Genomic DNA, 19,621 nt, shown 5'->3' with positions numbered 1-19,621 from the left:
ATGGTGTAAGAGTGGCGAGGAGGGAGTAGTACCGAATGGAAGAGAGAATTGAACGAATTAAGAAGCAATTGCATGCAGCGAGCTATAAATTGACACCACAACGTGAAGCAACAGTTCGTGTGCTGCTGGAAAATGAAGAAGATCATTTAAGTGCAGAAGATGTTTACCTCCTTGTAAAAGAAAAGTCGCCAGAGATCGGATTAGCAACCGTCTATCGAACTTTAGAGTTATTATCTGAGTTAAAAGTTGTCGATAAGATTAACTTCGGAGACGGTGTTTCACGCTATGACTTACGTCAAGAAGGTGCACAGCGTTTCCATCATCATTTAATTTGTACAAAATGCGGTGCTGTACAAGAAATACAAGAAGATTTACTTGGTGAAGTGGAGAAAAAAGTAGAGCGAGACTGGAGCTTTAAGGTGAAAGATCATCGTTTAACTTTCCATGGGATTTGTAAAAATTGTCAAGAAAATGAAACGAATGAAAAATAACCTTTTCCTATCTAGCTAGGAAGAGGTTTTTTATTTGAATGAGGTATAAATCACTGAAAGCTTGGCATATGTTGTAATAACATATACTTTGGAGGAATTTACAATGCGCCGAGCTTTGAAATTAACTTATGATGGAGTGAAAGTATTTTTATTATTTACAAGTTGTACGATTTTGTTTTATTTCGCTATACTATGGATAAATGAAGAATATGAAAGTTACCACCGTTATGAAAAACCAAAAGAAGAGACAGTAGAAAAAGTATCAGGGAATGAGGAACCAGCAAAGGATGCTTTCGTAAATAGAATGATTTTTTTCTATGAAAATGGGGAGTAGTGTAGATTGGAAGATCAATTAAAAGATTTTATTCATTATATGATTGTTGAAAAAGGGCTGGCAAAAAATACAGTTGTATCCTATGAACGAGATTTAAAAAGTTATGTGAAGTATTTACAAAATGTGGAGCAAACAAAAACATTTCATGAAGTGACGCGGATACACATTGTTAATTTTTTGCAGTATTTAAAAGAAAATGGGAAATCTTCAAAAACATTAGCACGTCATATTGCATCTATCCGTTCATTTCATCAATTTTTACTTCGTGAACGGATTGTTGAGCATGATCCATCTGTACATATTGAAACACCACAAGGAGAACGGAAATTACCGAAAGTATTATCAGTAAGTGAGGTAGAAGCATTACTTCAAACACCAAAAGTGATAAATGCATTCGGTGTTCGAGATAAGGCAATGTTAGAATTATTGTACGCAACAGGGCTCCGTGTTTCAGAATTAATCGCACTAAATTTAGAGGATGTTCATTTAACGATGGGATTTGTTCGCTGCATGGGAAAAGGAAATAAAGAAAGAATTATCCCGCTAGGAAGTTTAGCTACAGAGGCAATTCAGCGCTATATTGAAAAAGGAAGAAAAGAGTTGATGGGAAAAAAAACAGTGGATGCACTCTTTTTGAACCATCATGGTAATCGTTTATCTCGTCAAGGTTTTTGGAAAATTTTAAAACGATTAGCAAAAGAAGCGAATATTGAAAAAGAACTTACACCGCATACGTTGCGTCATTCTTTTGCTACGCATTTATTGGAAAATGGGGCAGATTTGCGTGCTGTACAAGAAATGCTTGGACATGCTGATATTTCCACAACACAAATCTATACACATGTTTCAAAAACGAGATTAAAAGATGTATATAAACAGTTTCACCCGAGAGCATAAATATTATGCTCTTTTTATTTTTTTATCTATATAAGTACAAATTGAAAAAACGATATAAAACCTTTCTTTCCCTGCTCCATGCCAAACGAAAACAAAGAGAGAAAATAAGCAGCGGTCCCCTTTTGTTCTTCATAGCCGCGACTTATATGTTGGAAAATCAAAATGGATATATATTGCCAGAGTTAATTAGTAAACGAATTTATATATCCATCAATTAAAAAACCGACATAAAACCCTTCTTTTTAGGTGGGAGAGAGCATCAGGCGGTCAGGGCCTTTTTCNNAATGGATTTATATAGTAATTATAGAATGCATTTTGAAAATAAAAATGAGCACTTCACAAAAACTTCACAAACATTTCGTACATTGTTTTCAGCAGAAGGCTAGAATATGGCCAGGCATTTCCTCTATACTAAGTAAAGTATGAAGGAGGAAATAAATATGAAAAAACTTGTAATTACTTTATTTATCGCAATGCTAGCATTGGCTGGCTGTAATACAAAGAAAGAAGAATCAACGAAAAAAGACAAGATTGAAGAAGTTAAAGTAGCAGTTCAAACAAATCCGAAAGAAATTAAGCCAAATGAAAAAACAGAAGTACAGGCACTTGTTACACAAGGAAAAGAAAAAGTAACGGATGCTGACGATGTGAAGTTTGAAATTTGGAAAGATGGTGAAGAGAAGCATGAAATGTTAGACGGTAAACATAAAGGAAAAGGTGTTTATGCAGTTGAGAAAACATTCCCATCTGACGGTGTATACCATATCATTGCACATACAAACGCACGTGAAATGCATGTGATGCCAGAAGTAAAAGTTGCTGTAGGAAATGCAAAAGTTGAGGATACAAAGAAAGAAAGTGGTCATGAGGCAGGGCACGGTGATCATAAGAGTGATACAATGATTCACCTTATGGCTGGTGATATAAAAGTAAATGCTGAATCAACAATGAAAGTTCATTTGAAACAAAAAGAGGAAGCGTTAACTGGTGCAGAAGTACAGCTTGAAATTTGGAAAGATGGCGTTGAAAAGCATGAGTTTATTCCAGCTAAAGAAGGTAACAAAGGCGAGTATGAAAGTAAACATACGTTTAAAGAAGCTGGTACTTATAAAGTAAAAGTTCATGTGAAAAAAGGCGAACTTCACGAACATAAAGAAGAAACAGTAGAAGTAAAATAAAAAGCAGCTCTTTAGAGCTGTTTTTTATTTTAATATTACGAAATAAGTCATAATTTTATTAGCGCTTCTCTGCAGAATGGATTACAATAGAAAGTGTGAAGAAAATAAGAATTTCTACGAAAATGTATTAAAAAGAAAGCGTAAACATGTTATGATACCTGTATCAGATGTCTGACATCTGACTTAGAAAAACCAGGAAATTTTCACTTCGCTTGAAAGTAAGGCGAAGAAGGTTGAAGAATAACTAAAAGAAGTATTTTTCGTTAGTGGGAAATAAAGAGAATTCTCACTAATAGCAGTTTCACTTTACAGCGTTTTGAACATACTACAAGAAGTGGAACTGAACATATAGGAGGGTGTAGTTATGAATAAATATAAACGTATTTTCCTAGTCGTAATGGACTCTGTAGGAATTGGAGAAGCACCGGATGCTGAAAAATTTGGTGATTTAGGTTCTGACACACTTGGGCATATTGCTGAACATATGAACGGATTACAAATGCCAAACATGATGAAATTAGGTCTTGGTAATATCCGTGAAATGAAAGGAATTTCTAAAGTAGAGAAACCACTTGGTTATTATACAAAAATGCAAGAGAAATCTACTGGGAAAGATACAATGACAGGTCACTGGGAAATCATGGGCCTTTACATTGATACACCATTCCAAGTGTTCCCAGAAGGGTTCCCAAAAGAATTACTTGATGAGTTAGAAGAAAAAACAGGACGTAAAATTATCGGTAATAAACCTGCTTCTGGCACTGCTATTCTTGATGAGCTTGGTCAAGAACAAATGGAGACAGGTTCTTTAATCGTGTATACTTCTGCTGATAGCGTATTACAAATCGCAGCTCATGAAGAAGTGGTACCACTTGAAGAGTTATATAACATTTGTAAAATTGCACGTGAACTAACACTGGATGAAAAATATATGGTAGGTCGCGTTATTGCTCGTCCATTCGTTGGGGAGCCTGGAAACTTTACACGTACACCAAATCGTCATGACTATGCATTAAAACCATTTGGTCGTACAGTAATGAACGAATTAAAAGATAGCGATTATGATGTAATTGCAATTGGTAAAATCTCTGATATTTACGATGGAGAAGGCGTAACAGAATCTCTTCGCACAAAATCTAATATGGATGGAATGGACAAGCTTGTAGATACATTAAATATGGACTTTACAGGTATTAGCTTCGTAAACTTAGTTGATTTTGATGCAATGTTCGGTCACCGCCGCGATCCTCAAGGATACGGAGAAGCACTACAAGAATATGATGCACGTCTTCCAGAAGTATTTGAAAAACTAAAAGAAGATGACTTATTAGTTATTACAGCAGATCATGGTAATGATCCAATTCACCATGGTACAGACCATACGCGTGAATATGTACCATTATTAGTATACAGTCCAAGCATGAAAGATGGCGGACAAGAATTACCACTTCGCAAAACATTTGCTGATATTGGTGCAACTGTAGCAGAAAACTTTGGTGTAACAATGCCAGAATACGGAACAAGTTTCTTAAATGACTTAAAAAAATAAGGGGGAAAATGAAATGAATCGTGAACTTATTACAAAATCAGCTTCATACTTAAAAGAGAAATTCCAAGAAACGCCACAAGTAGGACTAATCCTTGGTTCTGGACTAGGTGTATTAGCAGACGAAATCGAAAATGCAGTAACAGTACCTTACAATGAAATTCCTGAATTTCCTGTATCTACAGTTGAAGGTCATGCTGGCCAATTAGTATTCGGTACACTTCAAGGGGTTACAGTTGTAGCAATGCAAGGTCGTTTCCATTACTATGAAGGATACGATATGCAAAAAGTAACATTCCCAGTTCGTGTTATGAAAGAATTAGGTGTAGAAACAGTTGTTGTTACAAACGCAGCTGGTGGTGTAAATACATCATATGAGCCAGGAGATTTAATGTTAATCTCAGATCATATTAACTTTATGGGATACAATCCATTAATCGGACCAAATGATTCTGAAATGGGTGTACGTTTCCCTGATATGTCTGAATCTTATAGTAAAGATCTTCGTGCAATGGCGAAACAAGTTGCAGCTGATTTAAATATTAAAGTACAAGAAGGCGTATATGTTGCGATGACAGGTCCAGTATACGAAACACCAGCAGAAATTCGTATGATCCGTACAGTTGGCGGCGATGCTGTCGGAATGTCAACTGTACCAGAAGTTATTGTAGCGCGTCATGCTGGGATGAAAGTACTTGGTATTTCTTGTATTTCAAATATGGCAGCTGGTATTTTAGATCAACCGCTTAATCATGAGGAAGTAATTGAAACAACAGAGCGTGTAAAAGCAAACTTCTTAGCGCTTGTAAAAGCAATCGTAAAACAAATGAAGGGATGAATTCACAATGAGAATGGTGGACCTAATTGCTAAAAAACGTGACGGACATGCATTAACGACAGAAGAAATTAATTTTATTGTTGAGGGTTATACAAACGGTGATATTCCAGATTATCAAATGAGCTCACTTGCAATGGCAATTTTCTTCCAAGATATGAATGAACAAGAACGTGCTGATTTAACAATGGCTATGGTAAATAGCGGCGATACAATTGATTTATCAGCGATTGAAGGCGTAAAAGTAGATAAGCATTCAACAGGTGGTGTTGGTGATACAACTACGCTTGTATTAGGTCCATTAGTGGCTGCTTTAGATGTACCAGTGGCAAAAATGTCTGGCCGTGGTTTAGGACATACAGGTGGTACAATTGATAAATTAGAAGCAGTACCAGGATTCCATGTGGAAATTGAAAATGCTGAATTTATTCGTCTTGTAAACCAAAATAAAATTGCGATTATCGGACAAAGTGGAAACTTAACACCTGCTGATAAAAAGTTATATGCACTTCGTGATGTAACTGCGACAGTAAACTCTATTCCGCTTATTGCAAGCTCTATTATGAGTAAAAAAATTGCAGCTGGTGCAGATGCAATTGTACTTGATGTAAAAACAGGTGCAGGCGCATTTATGAAAACAGACGAAGATGCAAAGCGTTTAGCAGAAGCAATGGTACGCATTGGTAATAACGTTGGTCGTAAAACGATGGCTGTTATTTCCGATATGAGTCAACCGCTTGGCGAGGCAATTGGTAATGCATTAGAAGTAAAAGAAGCAATCGATACATTACAAGGCAAGGGACCGAAAGATTTAGAAGAGTTATGTTTAACGCTTGGAAGTCAAATGGTGTACCTTGCTGGACAAGCTTCATCTTTAGAAGATGCGCGTGAAAAGCTAATTGAAGTAATGAACAATGGAAAAGCGTTAGAAGCATTTAAGATGTTCTTAGCGGCACAAGGCGGAGATGCTTCTGTTGTTGATGATCCTTCTAAGCTGCCACAAGCAAAGTATAAAATCGAAGTAGAAGCAAAAGAAGACGGATATGTATCCGAAATTGTTGCAGATGAAATTGGAACAGCGGCAATGCTTTTAGGTGCAGGACGTGCAACGAAAGAATCTGAAATTGATTTAGCAGTTGGACTTATGCTTCGCAAAAAAGTAGGCGATAGCGTGAAAAAAGGTGACTCACTTGTTACAATTTACGCAAATCGCGAAAACGTAGAAGATGTAAAAGCAAAAATTTATGAGAACATGAAAATAGCGACAGCGCATGTAGATGCACCGAAACTAGTGCATGGCATCGTAACAAAATAAAGTAAAAAAGCTAAGGAGCCTTCTCCTTGGCTTTTTTTGTTGTTTTTTGTTTATAATAATAATGGGTGAAGTTATGATTAAAATTTGTGCAATAACGAAAGAAGATGAAGTGTTATACGATGTTTCATTAGAAGAAACGAAGAGAGAAGATATCATATGGTATTGGCTTGATTTATATAAGCCAACAAAAGAAGAATATACATATATTTTACAAGACCATTTTAAATTCCATCCTCTTGCGATTGAAGATTGCGTAGAATATGTACAGAGGCCAAAAGTAGATTTCTATGATGGATATAACTTTTTAGTTCTTCATGCATTTGGAGAAGATGGATTAGAACCGCACGAAATTGACTTATTTGTTAGTGATCGCTATATTGTCTCTTTTCATTTCTCACATAATAATGCGATTGAAAGAGTGTGGAAAACGCTTGGTGAGAGAAAACGTATTAAGAAGAGCCCTCTACATGTAGCACATACAATTATTGACCAAATTGTTGATGATTACTTTGCGCCTGTTTACTACATTGAAGATCATTTGAATGCTATTGATGACAATTTAACAGGTGAGACAGCAGGAAGTGTATTAGAAGAGGTATTTGATATTCGTACAGACTTATCTAAGCTTAGACGTACAATTGTACCGATGCGTGACCTATTATATCGTATTTTAAATTCAACTCGTTTTTACGGGATAAGCGATCATGAAATTTATTTTAAGGATATACATGATCATTTGCTAAAGCTTACAGAGATGATTGAAGCTAGCCGAGAATTAACAGCAGATATTCGGGACAGTTATTTTTCATTGAACTCACATCATATGAACAATATTATGAAAACATTAACGGTTTTCTCGACGATCTTCATGCCGTTAACATTTATTGCTGGGGTATATGGAATGAACTTCACGCATATGCCAGAGCTAGCTGGGAAATATAGCTATTTTATTTGTTTAGCTCTTATGGTTTTAATTGGCGGAGGAATGATGGTGTGGTTTTATAAAAAAGGTTGGTTTAAGTAAAGAAAACGCCGGGGAATTTCCCGGCGTTTTTTACTAGCCAATGGCGTGTAACACAAACATGGCTAAGAATAGGCATGCAATGATATACATGGACGGTGCGACTTCTTTATGCTTTCCAAGAGCAATCTTTAAAATAGGATAAGCAATAAATCCGAACGCAATGCCATCAGCGATGCTATATGTGAGTGGAATCATAACGATGATTAAAAACGCTGGAAATCCTTCTGAAAAATCATTTAGAGGGATTTGCTGAATGTTTGTAATCATGAGACCACCAATAATAATTAAAATTGGCGCAATGGCACTATTAGGAATTAATTTGACAAATGGAAGAGCAAACAGTGACGCAAAGAATAACATCCCTGTAATGATGGACGTCAGACCTGTTTTACCACCTGCCGTAATACCTGCGGCACTTTCTACTGTTGAAACAGTAGGACTTGTACCAAATAGACCACATGTCATTGCTGAAATTGCATTTGCTTGATAAGCACGTGGGAATTTACGATCATCTTCTAATAATCCGTGTAAAAGTCCCATGTTCTCAAAGATAAGCACCATGCTTAAGGAGAATGTTGCAATCCAAAACGGTAAGGAAGAGAGTTTTCCAAATGACATAGCTCCAAATACATCCCCGTAGTTAGCGAATGAAAATGAGCTACTTCCTACTTGGCTTGTATCAACAAGACCAAATAGCCATGCAATACCAGTTCCAATTGCAATCGTCCATAAAAAGTTCCCACGTACATTTCGAATAAATAAAACAAGTGCCACAATAAGAGTAAGCAATGTTGCGAGAACAACAGGACTACTTAATTTTCCTAGTGCAACAGCAGTGTTCGGATTCGAAACAACTAAACCACCTTTTTGCAATCCAATGAAAGCTAAGAATAAACCAATGCCGACAGTAATCGCTTCCTTTAATGACTTTGGAATTGATAATGAAAGCGTGCGAGCAATTGGTGTAAACGCGGCAATTGCAAAAATGATACCAGCAATAAAGACGGCTGCTAATGCTTCTTGCCAAGTTAATCCGAGCGTATGAACAGCAGTGTACGTGAAGAATGCATTTACACCCATACCAGGTACAAGAATGGCAGGTGCATTTGCCCAAAATGCCATCATTAGACATCCGACAAATGAACTGAAAACAGTTGCCAAAATTCCTGCTTCAAGCGGAATACCGGCATCTGATAAAATTGACGCATTTACAATCATGATATAAACGATTGTGAAAAATGACGTCACTCCAGCCAATATTTCTTGCTTCGGTGATGTGTGGTGTAGGTCTAATTTAAATGTTCTTTCAAGTATTCCTTTCATGTTAAACCTTCTTTTTCATATCCCTCTCCCACCCGTGATATCCCTTTTGTAAAGAGCTCACCGTCCTTTATTATATCAGAACATAGTGTTTTTACAACAAGAAAAATGATAGCGGTTACTTAAAAAAACCATTATAAATAAGTGAAAACGGCTCGGATAGAAGAGATAATTTCTAGTTCTCCTGATTGAATGGGTGGAGCTGCCTGTGCGTGTAAAGTAGCGTAGGCCATCACTTCACGCGGCAATTGTGCTGACTCTTCAATGAGTGAGAGCGGGACGGGATTAATATTTAGATTATATGTACTTGCAATGGTACGAGCTTTTTCTACTGCATGTTGTACGGCTTGCAGGAGTGCTTGCTGATAATATTTAGTGGGATGAGATACTCGAAAACGTAAACCTTTTGCTACGTTCGCACCATTTGTAACAGCTATATCATATACTTCCCCTGCTTTTTGTACGTTTAAAACGGTAATTTCATACAAATGTTCTACACGATAACCTTGTAATAATGCTTTATCATTTACATATTCGTATTGGGGAGTAATTGTATAGGAAATGGTCTCGATATCCTTATCTGCAATCCCTAGCTGCTTGAGTGCATCGAGTAATTGTCTAGACTGTATTGCGTTTTCTTCCTGTGCTTGCTTTACATTTTTATTGTCGGTTCTAATTCCAATTGTTAGCACTACAACATTTGGTTTTGCCCGTATAATTCCTTCACCTTGTACTGTAATTGTTGCCTCTTTACCCCCACTACTGCGCATATCAGGTAAATATGGATTCATCCCACCGTGCATTCTCGCTCACCATCCTTTCTATATATATATGAGCAAAAGAGAGAAAATTGTATGTAAAAAGTTACATAATTGAGAATCGAAAGGAAAGAAAACATATACAACATAGGCATGTATAGATTATAATATGTACAAATATGATAAAAAAGGATCGAGGCTAGTGAACGAAAAAAGAGAAGCGCTGATTTTAGATTTATCTGCATCATTTCGAAAGATGATACGTTTATTACAAAATGATATTAATACACGTTTTTCAGAACATATGCCATATAATGAATTCTCTGTATTACGTGCATTATTTTTGAAGAGTCCACAAATGGCATCACAAATTGCAAGTGAAGTAAACGTAACATCCAGCCATATTACTGCTGTAACAGATCGTCTTGTACGAAAAGGCTTTGTAACGAGAAAACGTTCTAATTCAGACCGACGTATTGTGTATCTAGAAATTACAGAACATGGAAAAGAAGTGACTGAAAAACTTGAGGCTGTACGTAAAGAGTACTATAAAGAGAAATTTAAAGATTGGAGCGACCAAGAGATAGACATGGTATTAGAGCTATTTGGCCGCGTATTATAATAAATAAGGATAGGAAGCGAGAGCTTTCCTATCCTTTTTCTTTGAATAAAAATATTTTGAAACTCCGATACTTTAATTAAAAAGATCGGAGGAAAAATTATGAAACACTTTTTTGCACTTATCATGCTAGTTGGAAGTTTCTTCTGCTTTAATACATTAATGTATGCTGATACACCTATTCAAGTTGTACAAAAAGAAGTGAAATACATTGAAAATGATAACCCTGTATTATATTCAAAATTATGGGTTCGCTCCATGCAAAATGCAGTATTATTTCATCATAGTGATAATATCCGCAATCAAGACACATTGCGTAATGTGACGAGTTCATCGCTTATTAAAGCGAAGCAATTGCCATTTAAGAAAGCATCTATGTACATTCCAAGATTATCACAATACGTATCAAAAGCGGGAAAAGAAAATATTCAAGTTTACTACATTGCTGTACGCTATCATGTGAAAAAAGAAAATCCATATCAATTAAATGGGATGAACTACTTTCTCCAAGTATTTGTGAAAGAACGTGGGGAGTGGAGGATTGCTGAAAGTGTAGTCGCACCGACAGACCAAATTGTACAAAATGGTGATGGGTTTGGGATGAAGGAAGAGAAGGTGTATGGGGATAGGAGAGAGAATGTGAAATAACCTCCTTTTGAGAGGAGGTTATTCTTATTTGAAATTCCATGAAAACTTCCATTTCAATATTTTAGGTAGAAGAAAATAGCTAATTAAACTAGTTCCAAAAAATCCAATGTAAAAATTAAGCAATGATTGAGATCCAGGGATCATTAAACCGCCAATAATTCCAATAAAGAAAATAGCGCATGCCATAAATATTTTTTGAAGCTTTGGATATAATAAGAAGTTACCATTCCGCTCATTGACTGAACGAACATATAAATACATACCAAGTGGCAACAAAATAATTATATGTGTAATAGGTGCAATCAATAATTTTGCTGAAGGGACTTTTGTAAAGTTTGGTGCATTATGACGCACTCCATCATTATCGGTATAAGCACTTTGAGGATCATAATTAAATTTAATACGAAAATCTTCTGCTGGACCGGAAATACGTATGTTTTCCATAACACGGTGCATATTACTATTATTCTCATGAAAATCTATATTTGAATGAACAGCGATGACTCCCGAGATAAGAGATGGAAGTAACAATGGGAACATGAATATAGCGGCAGTGAGAAATCCCTGTGAGACAATATTCCCAGTAATTGTGCCTATACATAATGCAAGTGTATAAATAGCAATTAATACAATTAACATGTATATAAAATAAGGATGAAATGGGGAAAACACCTGATATTTATTATGAAAAGTCATTTTTTTCATAATAGCAAATAGTCCCCAGTTTATGCTGACAGCTGCTACAATGTTACAAATACCAAACAACCATTTCGTCATAAAAATGTGTGAACGTTTAAAAGGCATAGACCAAAGAAAATCAATGGAGTTATTTTGTCTTTCCCAGCCGATTAAAGTACAGGCTAGAACGATAAGCGCACCGCTTTGAAATATGACAGGGTCCATAAGTGATAAATCAAACTGGTAATGATATACATAATTCCATTCTTTATTTTCCTTTAGAAAGTATTGCTGTTCAATAGAAGCCATATAGTATTTATATGACAAATTGTAGAAGCTGACGAGCCAAAATAGCCAGACCATATATTTACTTTGTTGATACGTTCGGAGCCATAGTGCTTTTTGAAACATAGGATCTCTCCTTTAAAAAACTTTATAATTTGTTAGGCGTGATAATACGAAATAAGTGATGATTCCGGCGAAAAGCATACCGATATAGTAATTAAACAAGAAACTAAATTGATTTATTTTATAGCCACCCAGTAATGCGAAGTAGATTGTCGTTCCCCATATCCATATTCGTAAATGTTTTTGGAAAATAAATATCTTTTGACAATTTTCATTTGGAGACCGTTTGTATAAATATGTGCCAAGTAGTAAATAGAATATTGTATAGAAAATAGGAACTAGCACCGATTTAGGTGAATAATAAGTATGGTGTGCTGGATCTCTTAAAGTAGTTGGATCGTGTTCTTTTTTACGTCCTTCCGGATTATAGTAGTAATTAATAGAAAAATTATATATCGGTGCAACAATATTTGTTTTTTTATTGATTTCAGAAAGACTTTCATATAAGTGAGAGTTTCTATTATTTGTAGCATCAAAATGATTTATTGTAAAATTGTATAGTAATGAAATAAATGTAAGTCCCATTAGTAACCAAGGAATACAAAAAACGACTTGTGAAACAACGCCTCCAGTAAAGGTACCGATACATAATGCAGCTGTATAGACTGCAACATATGAAACAATCGCATAAAGAAAGTATCGATGAAATGGCCCAAATGATTGATAATCAAAATGAATTGTTGTTTTATAAATAAAGTACATAAGAATCCAGTTTATAAGGAATGAGCCTACAATACAGAATGAACCGAAAGCCCATTTAGATAAGAAAACATCTTTTCTTTTAAACGGCATTGCCATAAGTAGGGTATTAGATTGGTTGCTACGTTCCCATCCTATTAATAGACAAGCTAAAAAAATGATAAAAATAGTTAACCAAAAACTACTATTCCCTGACCAAAATGCGTAATCATAATAGAACGTGCCTTTTTCTTGCAATTTATAATAATTAGCAAGTTGTTGTTGAGCTGCTTTATAGTATCTATAAGATAAATAATAAAGGGTACTCAAGAAAAATAGTAACACAGCATACTTCCCGCGCTTCCAATTCCACATCCATAACGCTTTATGAAACATACCCATCCCCCTCCAGTGTCGTAACGAAGACATCTTCAAGTGACATTGTTAATTCTTCAATGAGTATTGGTTGCTCTTTATAAAACTTCTCCAGTGTTGCAGCAACATTTTCTTCGATTAAAATCGTATACACTTTTCCTGTTTGATTTAATATTTTAATATTGCTTAAGTTTTCTAGTTTTTGAGGTAGAGAGCGTTCATAAGCAACTTGAATTTTTGCGTAGCGTGATTTTGCATCGTCTAGTGCAGTAATAGAATTGATTGTATGATCTTTTAAAATGATGATCGTATCCGCAATTTTTTCAACTTCATCTAAATGATGGGTAGAGATTAAAATTGTAATTTCGTTCTCTGCTACTTCTTCAACGAGAATTTGTAAGATTTGTCTTTTTACAATAGGATCAAGTCCGTTTGTCGGTTCATCTAAAATGATGTATTCTGCTTTAGCTGAAAAAGCTAAAATGATAGCGAGTAATGCTTTCATTCCTTTTGAATAACTACGAATGCGTTTGTTTGGTAAATTGAAACGCTCTAATAGTTCATAGAAATATTGTTCATCAAACGCTGTATAAACGGCTTTATAAAACTTCACAATTTCTTTTACTGTATATCCGTTCAGTATGTTAGTAGAATCCGGAACATATACAACTTTTTGTTTAATTTCAGGATGTTTATGAATATCTGTATCCTCATATGTAACAATTCCTGCATCTGGGTCTAAAATGCCGACCATCGTTCGTAATAAAGTGGTTTTCCCTGCACCGTTTCTTCCGAGTAATCCGACGATACTACCTTTTTGTAATGTGAAAGAAACATCGTCTAAAATGATTTGATTATCAATTGTTTTCTTCAAGTTCGTCACTTTCAGCATCGGTATTTCCTCCAATCTCTTTGTAGTATGAATCTATCCAATCGTGAATTTTATCTTTTGTAATCCCAAGATAAGAAGCTTCTAGTAGTAATTGATGAAATTGCTTTTCAACCATAGCGATTTTCCTTTCGTCTAATGTCGGGGTAATCGATTGAGATACAAATGTTCCTTTTCCTCGTAATGTTTCAATAATTCCTTGGCGCTCTAATTCTTGATAGGCTTTACTAACTGTATTTGGATTTATAACGAGCAAAGAAGCGAGCTCGCGTACAGAAGGAAGCTTATCGCCTGGAGCTAACATGTTTTTTAATACGAGTTCTTTTATATTTTGAACAATTTGTTCCCATATCGGAGTGTTGCTTCTTGGATCAAGTTGAATATGCAAGAGCAATGCCTCCTTCCTGATGAGTATTAAGTGTACTACTATGCGTAATACACTTAATACAATATATACAGTAAGGTGATTTGTCAATACAATAATAGAAAAATATGGTATAAAAACATATTAATTGGAAAAAATAGGTTTGATATAGAATGGAGGGTTAGTCATGAAGCGAGTTTTTGGAATACTTATTTGTTTCATGGTGCTTTTTTCCGGTACTTCGGTTGGATTTGCACAGTCCGAGAAAAAAGGGGCTGAGAAAACAGAAGTAGAAACAGGGCCGAAGTTAGCGGAGGAAGCATTGTCAGCAATTGTGATTGAGCAAGATACGGGTAAAATTTTATTTGAGAAAAATCCAAATGAGAAGTTACCACCTGCTAGTATGACAAAGATTATGACAATGCTATTAATTATGGAACAAGTTGAAAAAGGAAAATTGAAACTAGAAGATAAAGTCAGAGCAAGTGAACACGCAGCTTCCATGGGAGGGTCGCAAATTTTTCTTGAGCCTGGAGAAGAAATGACAGTAAATGAAATGCTAAAAGGGATTGCCATTGCATCTGGAAATGATGCATCTGTTGCGGTTGCTGAACATATTGCTGGTTCGGAAGAAGGCTTTGTAAACATGATGAATAAAAAAGCAAAGGATTTAGGATTAAAAAATACACATTTCCAAAATCCAACAGGCCTTCCTGCGAAAAATCATTATTCAACTGCAAATGATATGGCAATTATGGCGAAAGAATTGATGAAATATCCACTCATTCGGAAATATACAGGGAAATATGAAGATTATTTACGCGAAAATACGGAGAAAAAGTTTTGGCTCGTCAATACAAATAAATTAGTTCGTTTTTACCCGGGAGTAGATGGGGTGAAAACAGGATTTACGACAGAAGCAAAATATTGTTTAACGGCATCGGCTGAGAAAAATGGAATGCGTGTTATTTCTGTTGTAATGGGAGCACCTACATCAAAAGAACGAAACAACGAAGTAACAAAGCTTCTTGATTATGCGTTTGGACAATATACGACAAAGAAATTGTATAAGCGCGGTGAAAAGATTAAGACGGTACAAGTAGGAAAAGGTAAGAAGGAAAAGGTTGATTTAGTTGCATCAGATAATGTTTCTCTCCTTATGAAGAAAGGTGAGAATATGGACAAGGTAAAACAAGAAGTTATCGCTGAAAAGAAAGTAAAAGCACCGATCAAAAAAGGCGATGCACTTGGCACACTTGTCATCAAAAAAGATAAAAATATTTTATTAAAGCAGACAATCGTAGCGAGAGAAGATGTTCCTGCAGCGAGCTGGTGGGAATTATTTAAAAGAAGTTTTGGAATGTTTTCAACATCAAAATAGCGGCAAAAATTTTGCCGTTTTTCTACCTGCATACATGAAAAAGGTAGAATAATTGCTGAAGTTTACACATTATGGCGAAATAGTACTTCTTTTGTCATGAGGAAGGATTCTTATTTTATATTCACGAAAATCTTATGTAAATGAGTAAAGTTTGAGCATAAGGAGGAAATCGTGTGAGTCTTTCCATGCATTTAGAAGTAAAGCGTAATGTCTTATGTGTTAGGCTAGCGGGTGAATTAGATCATCATACTGCTGAAGAGTTGCGAGCGAAAGTAACCGATATGATCGAGACGCATGGTGTTCATCATATTGTATTAAGCCTAGAAAATTTAACATTTATGGACAGTTCTGGTCTTGGTGTTATATTAGGACGATATAAACATGTGAAAAGTTTAGGAGGGGAGATGGTCGTCTGTGCAATCTCACCTCCTGTCAAACGTTTATTTGAAATGTCAGGTTTATTTAAAATTGTTCGTTTAGAAGAAAGTGAAGCGCATGCGCTCGCGACATTGGGGGTGGCATAGATGAGAAATGAAATGAACCTTCAATTTTCAGCGTTAAGTCAAAATGAATCGTTTGCTCGCGTTACAGTTGCTGCTTTTATTGCACAATTAGATCCAACGATGGAAGAATTGACAGAGATTAAAACAGTTGTGTCTGAGGCAGTTACGAATGCAATTATTCATGGATATGAAGGGAATGCAGAAGGTGTTGTTTACATTTCAGTGATTTTGGAAGAAGCAATGGTGAAACTCACGATTCGAGATGAAGGGGTTGGCATTTTTAACTTAAATGAAGCAAGACAACCTCTTTTTACAACTAAACCTGAATTAGAGCGTTCCGGAATGGGATTTACTATCATGGAAAATTTTATGGATGAAGTAGAAGTTATTTCAAACGAATCTTTCGGGACAACAATCCATTTGACAAAATACTTATCAAATAGTAACGCTCTATGCAATTAAGGAGAATTGCCTATGGACATAGAGGTCAGAAATGAGAAGAAGAAACCTCAGCTAAAGGACCACGAGTTAAAAGCGTTAATTCAAAAAAGTCAAGATGGAGATCAAGGGGCGAGAGATACGATAGTTCAAAGTAATATGCGTCTCGTATGGTCGGTTGTACAGCGCTTTCTCAATCGAGGATATGAACCAGACGACTTATTTCAAATTGGCTGCATCGGCCTCTTGAAATCAGTAGACAAATTTGATTTATCTTTCGAGGTGAAATTTTCAACCTATGCAGTTCCAATGATTATTGGAGAAATACAGCGATTTTTGCGTGATGATGGATCGGTGAAAGTAAGCCGATCTTTAAAAGAAACTGGAAATAAAATTCGAAAAATGAAGGATGAGCTGTCTAAAGAATATGGGAGAGCCCCAACTATTACTGAGGTAGCAGAAGCGCTTGAACTAACGCCAGAGGAGGTTGTTCTTGCGCAGGAAGCAAGCCGTGCCCCATCTTCAATACATGAAACGGTGTATGAAAATGATGGAGACCCCATTACAATTTTGGATCAAATTGCAGATCAAGCAGAAACGAAATGGTTTGATAAAATTGCTTTAAAAGAAGCGATTAGAGAGTTAGATGAACGTGAACGCTTAATTGTATATTTACGTTATTACAAAGATCAAACTCAATCAGAAGTAGCAGAGCGAATTGGGATTTCCCAAGTGCAAGTTTCGAGGCTGGAAAAGAAAATATTAAAACAGATGAAGGATCGAATAGATGAATAACATCTATTCGATTTTTTTTATGAAAAAAGTTGTATTAGAAAATTTTCCAGAAACCATACTACAACTACGAGGAATAGTGAAGAGGTGAATAGAGTTGGAACAAACAATCTATCTCAAAATGCGAAATGGTCTACAGGTATCCCCTTCGTATGCAGTAAAGATTGCTGATATCTCTCAAATAGCTGGGGATGCCAGTGTACTTGAAAACATAAAAAATGAATTTGTTTATAAAATTACAGATCGTGATAAAACGTATGTTGTCATTGATGCTAGCAAAACGAGTAGGAGGGCGGTATAAAGATGACACAAAGAAAGTTGAAAGATGACTACATAAATAAAGTGAAAGATTATCATCCGAAGTCAAATTATGTGATGAATTGTGTAAAGGCGTTTGTTGTGGGAGGGCTTATTTGTACAGTGGGAGAGGTACTGATGAAGTTTTATATGTATTATTTTCATTTTAGTGAGCAAGATGCCGGGAATCCTACAATAGCAACGCTTGTATTATTGTCAGCGATATTAACCGGATTTGGTGTATATGACAAAATCGGGCAATTTGGAGGGGCTGGTTCGGCGGTCCCTGTTACTGGATTTGCAAATTCTATGGCTAGCGCTGCAATGGAACATCGCAGTGAAGGGATTGTCCTTGGGATTGCTACAAATATGTTTAAGCTTGCTGGGAGTGTAATTGTGTTCGGTGTTGTTGGGGCATACATTGTTGGTTTAATTCGATATACGTTTAAACTTTTGATGTCGTAAAGGAGGATAGATATGAGATTGACAGGAAAGCAAACATGGGTATTTCAAAATCACATATTTGTGAATGCAACGGGTACGGCTGTCGGTCCAAAAGAAGCAGAAGGTCCTCTTGGAAAGTATTTTGACATTTCATATGATAATTTACACTGCGGGGAGAAAAATTGGGAGCTCGCTGAAAGAAGACTCATGAGCGATTCAATTCAGCAGGCTATGCAAAAAGGGAATATATCAAATTCGCAGATTGATTTTTTTTTAGCAGGGGATTTATTAAATCAAACGGTGACAGCAAATTATGTTGCTCGTGAGCTCGGGATTCCTTTTTTAGGTATGTTCAGTGCCTGTGCTACATCGATGGAGACTTTAGCGCTTGGAGCAGCTTTTATTGATGGGGGATTTGCTAACCGCGTGCTCGCTACAGTCAGTAGTCATAATGCAACTGCGGAAAGACAATTTCGCTATCCGACAGAGTATGGTGGGCAAAGACCGAAAACAGCGACTTCCACTGTTACTGGGGCAGGGACAGTTTTAATTAGCAAAGAGCACAGTGATATTAAAATAACGGCCGCAACAATTGGAAAAGTACAAGATTTCGGAATTACCAATCCTTTTGATATGGGCTCGGCGATGGCACCGGCTGCTGCTGATACGATTCGACAGCATTTTGAAGATCTAGGGAGAAGTGCGGCAGATTATGATTTGATCGTTACTGGTGATTTATCGGGGGTTGGAGCGCCAATTACGAAACAACTTTTATTTGAGGAAGGGTATGAGCTCGGGTCTATATATAATGATTGCGGATTAATGATTTATGACGCGGATCAAGAAGAAGTTTTTGCAGGTGGTAGTGGCTGTGCTTGTTCAGCGGTTGTAACTTACGGACACTTACTACAAGAAATGCAAAAAGGGAATTTACAACGTATTTTTGTAGTTGCAACGGGAGCGTTATTAAGTCCGATTATGATGCATCAAAAAGAAACAATCCCGACAATTGCACATGGCGTTGTATTTGAAAGAGTAAAAGGGGGGTGAATTGTGGATTTTATATATGCATTTATCGTTGGAGGAGCTATTTGTGTAGTAGGACAACTTTTATTGGATTTTGCAAAATTAACGCCTGCACATTTAATGGCAACTTTTGTAGTAATTGGAGCTATTTTAGATAGCTTTGGTCTATATGATAAACTCATAAAATTTGCAGGTGCTGGGGCGACAGTTCCCATTACAAGCTTTGGGCATTCCCTTTTGCACGGGGCATTACAAGCCGCTGAAAAACATGGGTATTTAGGAATAGGAATTGGGATGTTTAGTTTGACTTCCGCAGGGATTTCAGCGGCGATATTATTTGCGTTTTTTATGGCACTTATATGTAAACCGAAAGGATAAATCAA

At 36.1% G+C, this 19,621-nt stretch carries 23 protein-coding genes and 1 pseudogene; 18 read left to right on the top strand and 6 right to left on the bottom strand.

Translation table 11 applies throughout. The features are described 5' to 3' along the window. The first annotated feature begins 35 nt into the window (after positions 1-35). The 8 genes from fur to corA all read left to right on the top strand — a co-directional run bounded on the left by fur (position 36) and on the right by corA (position 7,620). A complete protein-coding gene (gene fur, locus COO03_RS08455; RefSeq protein ID WP_097896750.1) occupies positions 36-491 on the top strand; it encodes a ferric iron uptake transcriptional regulator in 456 nt (151 codons plus the stop codon). A gap of 103 nt (positions 492-594) precedes the next feature. Beyond that, positions 595-825: a YqzK family protein gene (locus COO03_RS08450; protein ID WP_141523172.1), complete on the top strand. Its 231-nt coding sequence runs from the start codon at positions 595-597 to the stop codon at positions 823-825. Positions 826-831: 6 nt separating this feature from the next. Then, positions 832-1,722: a site-specific tyrosine recombinase XerD gene (xerD, locus tag COO03_RS08445; RefSeq protein WP_097896748.1), complete on the top strand. Its 891-nt coding sequence runs from the start codon at positions 832-834 to the stop codon at positions 1,720-1,722. 440 nt (positions 1,723-2,162) lie between these two features. Beyond that, a complete protein-coding gene (locus COO03_RS08435; RefSeq protein ID WP_141523171.1) occupies positions 2,163-2,900 on the top strand; it encodes a FixH family protein in 738 nt (245 codons plus the stop codon). A gap of 364 nt (positions 2,901-3,264) precedes the next feature. Further along, complete coding sequence (gene deoB, locus COO03_RS08430; protein WP_097896746.1) at positions 3,265-4,449, top strand: phosphopentomutase; 1,185 nt, start codon at positions 3,265-3,267, stop codon at positions 4,447-4,449. Between the two features lie 13 nt (positions 4,450-4,462). Continuing rightward, entirely contained in the window at positions 4,463-5,284 is an 822-nt protein-coding gene (locus COO03_RS08425) for a purine-nucleoside phosphorylase (RefSeq protein ID WP_097896745.1), read from the top strand. A 7-nt stretch (positions 5,285-5,291) separates the two neighbouring features. After that, the gene (locus COO03_RS08420; RefSeq protein ID WP_097896744.1) at positions 5,292-6,596 is read left to right on the top strand and encodes a pyrimidine-nucleoside phosphorylase; all 1,305 of its coding nucleotides are present in this window, start codon (positions 5,292-5,294) and stop codon (positions 6,594-6,596) included. A 61-nt stretch (positions 6,597-6,657) separates the two neighbouring features. Then, a complete protein-coding gene (gene corA / locus COO03_RS08415) occupies positions 6,658-7,620 on the top strand; it encodes a magnesium/cobalt transporter CorA (RefSeq protein ID WP_141523170.1) in 963 nt (320 codons plus the stop codon). A 33-nt stretch (positions 7,621-7,653) separates the two neighbouring features. Here the strand turns inward: corA and COO03_RS08410 are convergent, their stop codons facing one another. Then, a complete protein-coding gene (locus tag COO03_RS08410; protein ID WP_097896742.1) occupies positions 7,654-8,943 on the bottom strand; it encodes an NCS2 family permease in 1,290 nt (429 codons plus the stop codon). A 131-nt stretch (positions 8,944-9,074) separates the two neighbouring features. Next, the gene (locus COO03_RS08405) at positions 9,075-9,743 is read right to left on the bottom strand and encodes an SIMPL domain-containing protein (RefSeq protein WP_097896741.1); all 669 of its coding nucleotides are present in this window, start codon (positions 9,741-9,743) and stop codon (positions 9,075-9,077) included. Between the two features lie 157 nt (positions 9,744-9,900). On the opposite strand from COO03_RS08405, the gene COO03_RS08400 reads away from it, so the two are divergent. Continuing rightward, positions 9,901-10,320 carry a MarR family winged helix-turn-helix transcriptional regulator gene (locus tag COO03_RS08400; RefSeq protein WP_141523169.1) on the top strand — a complete coding sequence of 140 codons (420 nt, stop codon included), beginning with the start codon at positions 9,901-9,903 and terminating at the stop codon, positions 10,318-10,320. Positions 10,321-10,419: 99 nt separating this feature from the next. After that, positions 10,420-10,965 carry a hypothetical protein gene (locus COO03_RS08395; RefSeq protein ID WP_097896739.1) on the top strand — a complete coding sequence of 182 codons (546 nt, stop codon included), beginning with the start codon at positions 10,420-10,422 and terminating at the stop codon, positions 10,963-10,965. A 24-nt stretch (positions 10,966-10,989) separates the two neighbouring features. Here the strand turns inward: COO03_RS08395 and COO03_RS08390 are convergent, their stop codons facing one another. Genes COO03_RS08390 through COO03_RS08375 form a run of 4 tightly spaced genes read right to left on the bottom strand, consistent with a single transcriptional unit; the run spans position 10,990 to position 14,381 of the window. Then, on the bottom strand, positions 10,990-12,054 hold the full coding sequence (locus COO03_RS08390; RefSeq protein ID WP_097896738.1) for an ABC transporter permease subunit: 1,065 nt from the start codon (positions 12,052-12,054) through the stop codon (positions 10,990-10,992). Between the two features lie 12 nt (positions 12,055-12,066). Next, a complete protein-coding gene (locus COO03_RS08385) occupies positions 12,067-13,125 on the bottom strand; it encodes an ABC transporter permease subunit (protein WP_097896737.1) in 1,059 nt (352 codons plus the stop codon). Beyond that, complete coding sequence (locus tag COO03_RS08380) at positions 13,115-13,996, bottom strand: ABC transporter ATP-binding protein (protein ID WP_097896735.1); 882 nt, start codon at positions 13,994-13,996, stop codon at positions 13,115-13,117. Before COO03_RS08380 ends, COO03_RS08385 begins: the two co-directional genes overlap by 11 nt. Then, complete coding sequence (locus tag COO03_RS08375) at positions 13,962-14,381, bottom strand: GntR family transcriptional regulator (protein ID WP_097896734.1); 420 nt, start codon at positions 14,379-14,381, stop codon at positions 13,962-13,964. The genes COO03_RS08380 and COO03_RS08375 overlap by 35 nt, the downstream gene beginning before the upstream one ends. Positions 14,382-14,544: 163 nt before the next feature. Between COO03_RS08375 and COO03_RS08370 the strand changes: the two genes are divergently transcribed. The 8 genes and pseudogenes from COO03_RS08370 to spoVAE all read left to right on the top strand — a co-directional run bounded on the left by COO03_RS08370 (position 14,545) and on the right by spoVAE (position 19,616). Then, positions 14,545-15,738 carry a D-alanyl-D-alanine carboxypeptidase family protein gene (locus tag COO03_RS08370; protein ID WP_097896732.1) on the top strand — a complete coding sequence of 398 codons (1,194 nt, stop codon included), beginning with the start codon at positions 14,545-14,547 and terminating at the stop codon, positions 15,736-15,738. Between the two features lie 173 nt (positions 15,739-15,911). After that, entirely contained in the window at positions 15,912-16,262 is a 351-nt protein-coding gene (gene spoIIAA / locus COO03_RS08365) for an anti-sigma F factor antagonist (protein ID WP_097896731.1), read from the top strand. Next, positions 16,263-16,703: an anti-sigma F factor gene (gene spoIIAB, locus COO03_RS08360; protein ID WP_097896729.1), complete on the top strand. Its 441-nt coding sequence runs from the start codon at positions 16,263-16,265 to the stop codon at positions 16,701-16,703. Positions 16,704-16,715: 12 nt separating this feature from the next. After that, the gene (gene sigF, locus COO03_RS08355) at positions 16,716-17,474 is read left to right on the top strand and encodes an RNA polymerase sporulation sigma factor SigF (RefSeq protein ID WP_097896727.1); all 759 of its coding nucleotides are present in this window, start codon (positions 16,716-16,718) and stop codon (positions 17,472-17,474) included. Positions 17,475-17,568: 94 nt separating this feature from the next. Next, a pseudogene (locus COO03_RS08350) lies at positions 17,569-17,751 on the top strand (stage V sporulation protein AA); the annotation flags it as partial. Positions 17,752-17,774: 23 nt separating this feature from the next. After that, the gene (spoVAC, locus tag COO03_RS08345) at positions 17,775-18,233 is read left to right on the top strand and encodes a stage V sporulation protein AC (RefSeq protein ID WP_097896723.1); all 459 of its coding nucleotides are present in this window, start codon (positions 17,775-17,777) and stop codon (positions 18,231-18,233) included. Positions 18,234-18,245: 12 nt separating this feature from the next. Next, positions 18,246-19,262 carry a stage V sporulation protein AD gene (spoVAD, locus tag COO03_RS08340; RefSeq protein WP_097896721.1) on the top strand — a complete coding sequence of 339 codons (1,017 nt, stop codon included), beginning with the start codon at positions 18,246-18,248 and terminating at the stop codon, positions 19,260-19,262. A gap of 3 nt (positions 19,263-19,265) precedes the next feature. Continuing rightward, positions 19,266-19,616, top strand: a complete 351-nt coding sequence (gene spoVAE / locus COO03_RS08335; protein ID WP_097896719.1) for a stage V sporulation protein AE — start codon at positions 19,266-19,268, stop codon at positions 19,614-19,616. Positions 19,617-19,621 lie beyond the last annotated feature (5 nt).

The organism is Bacillus sp. AFS098217 (assembly GCF_002551815.1).
Classification (GTDB): Bacteria; Bacillota; Bacilli; order Bacillales; family Bacillaceae_G; genus Bacillus_A.
Note: the sequence above shows the minus strand (reverse complement) of the source record. Positions and strands in the feature narration are given on the sequence as shown.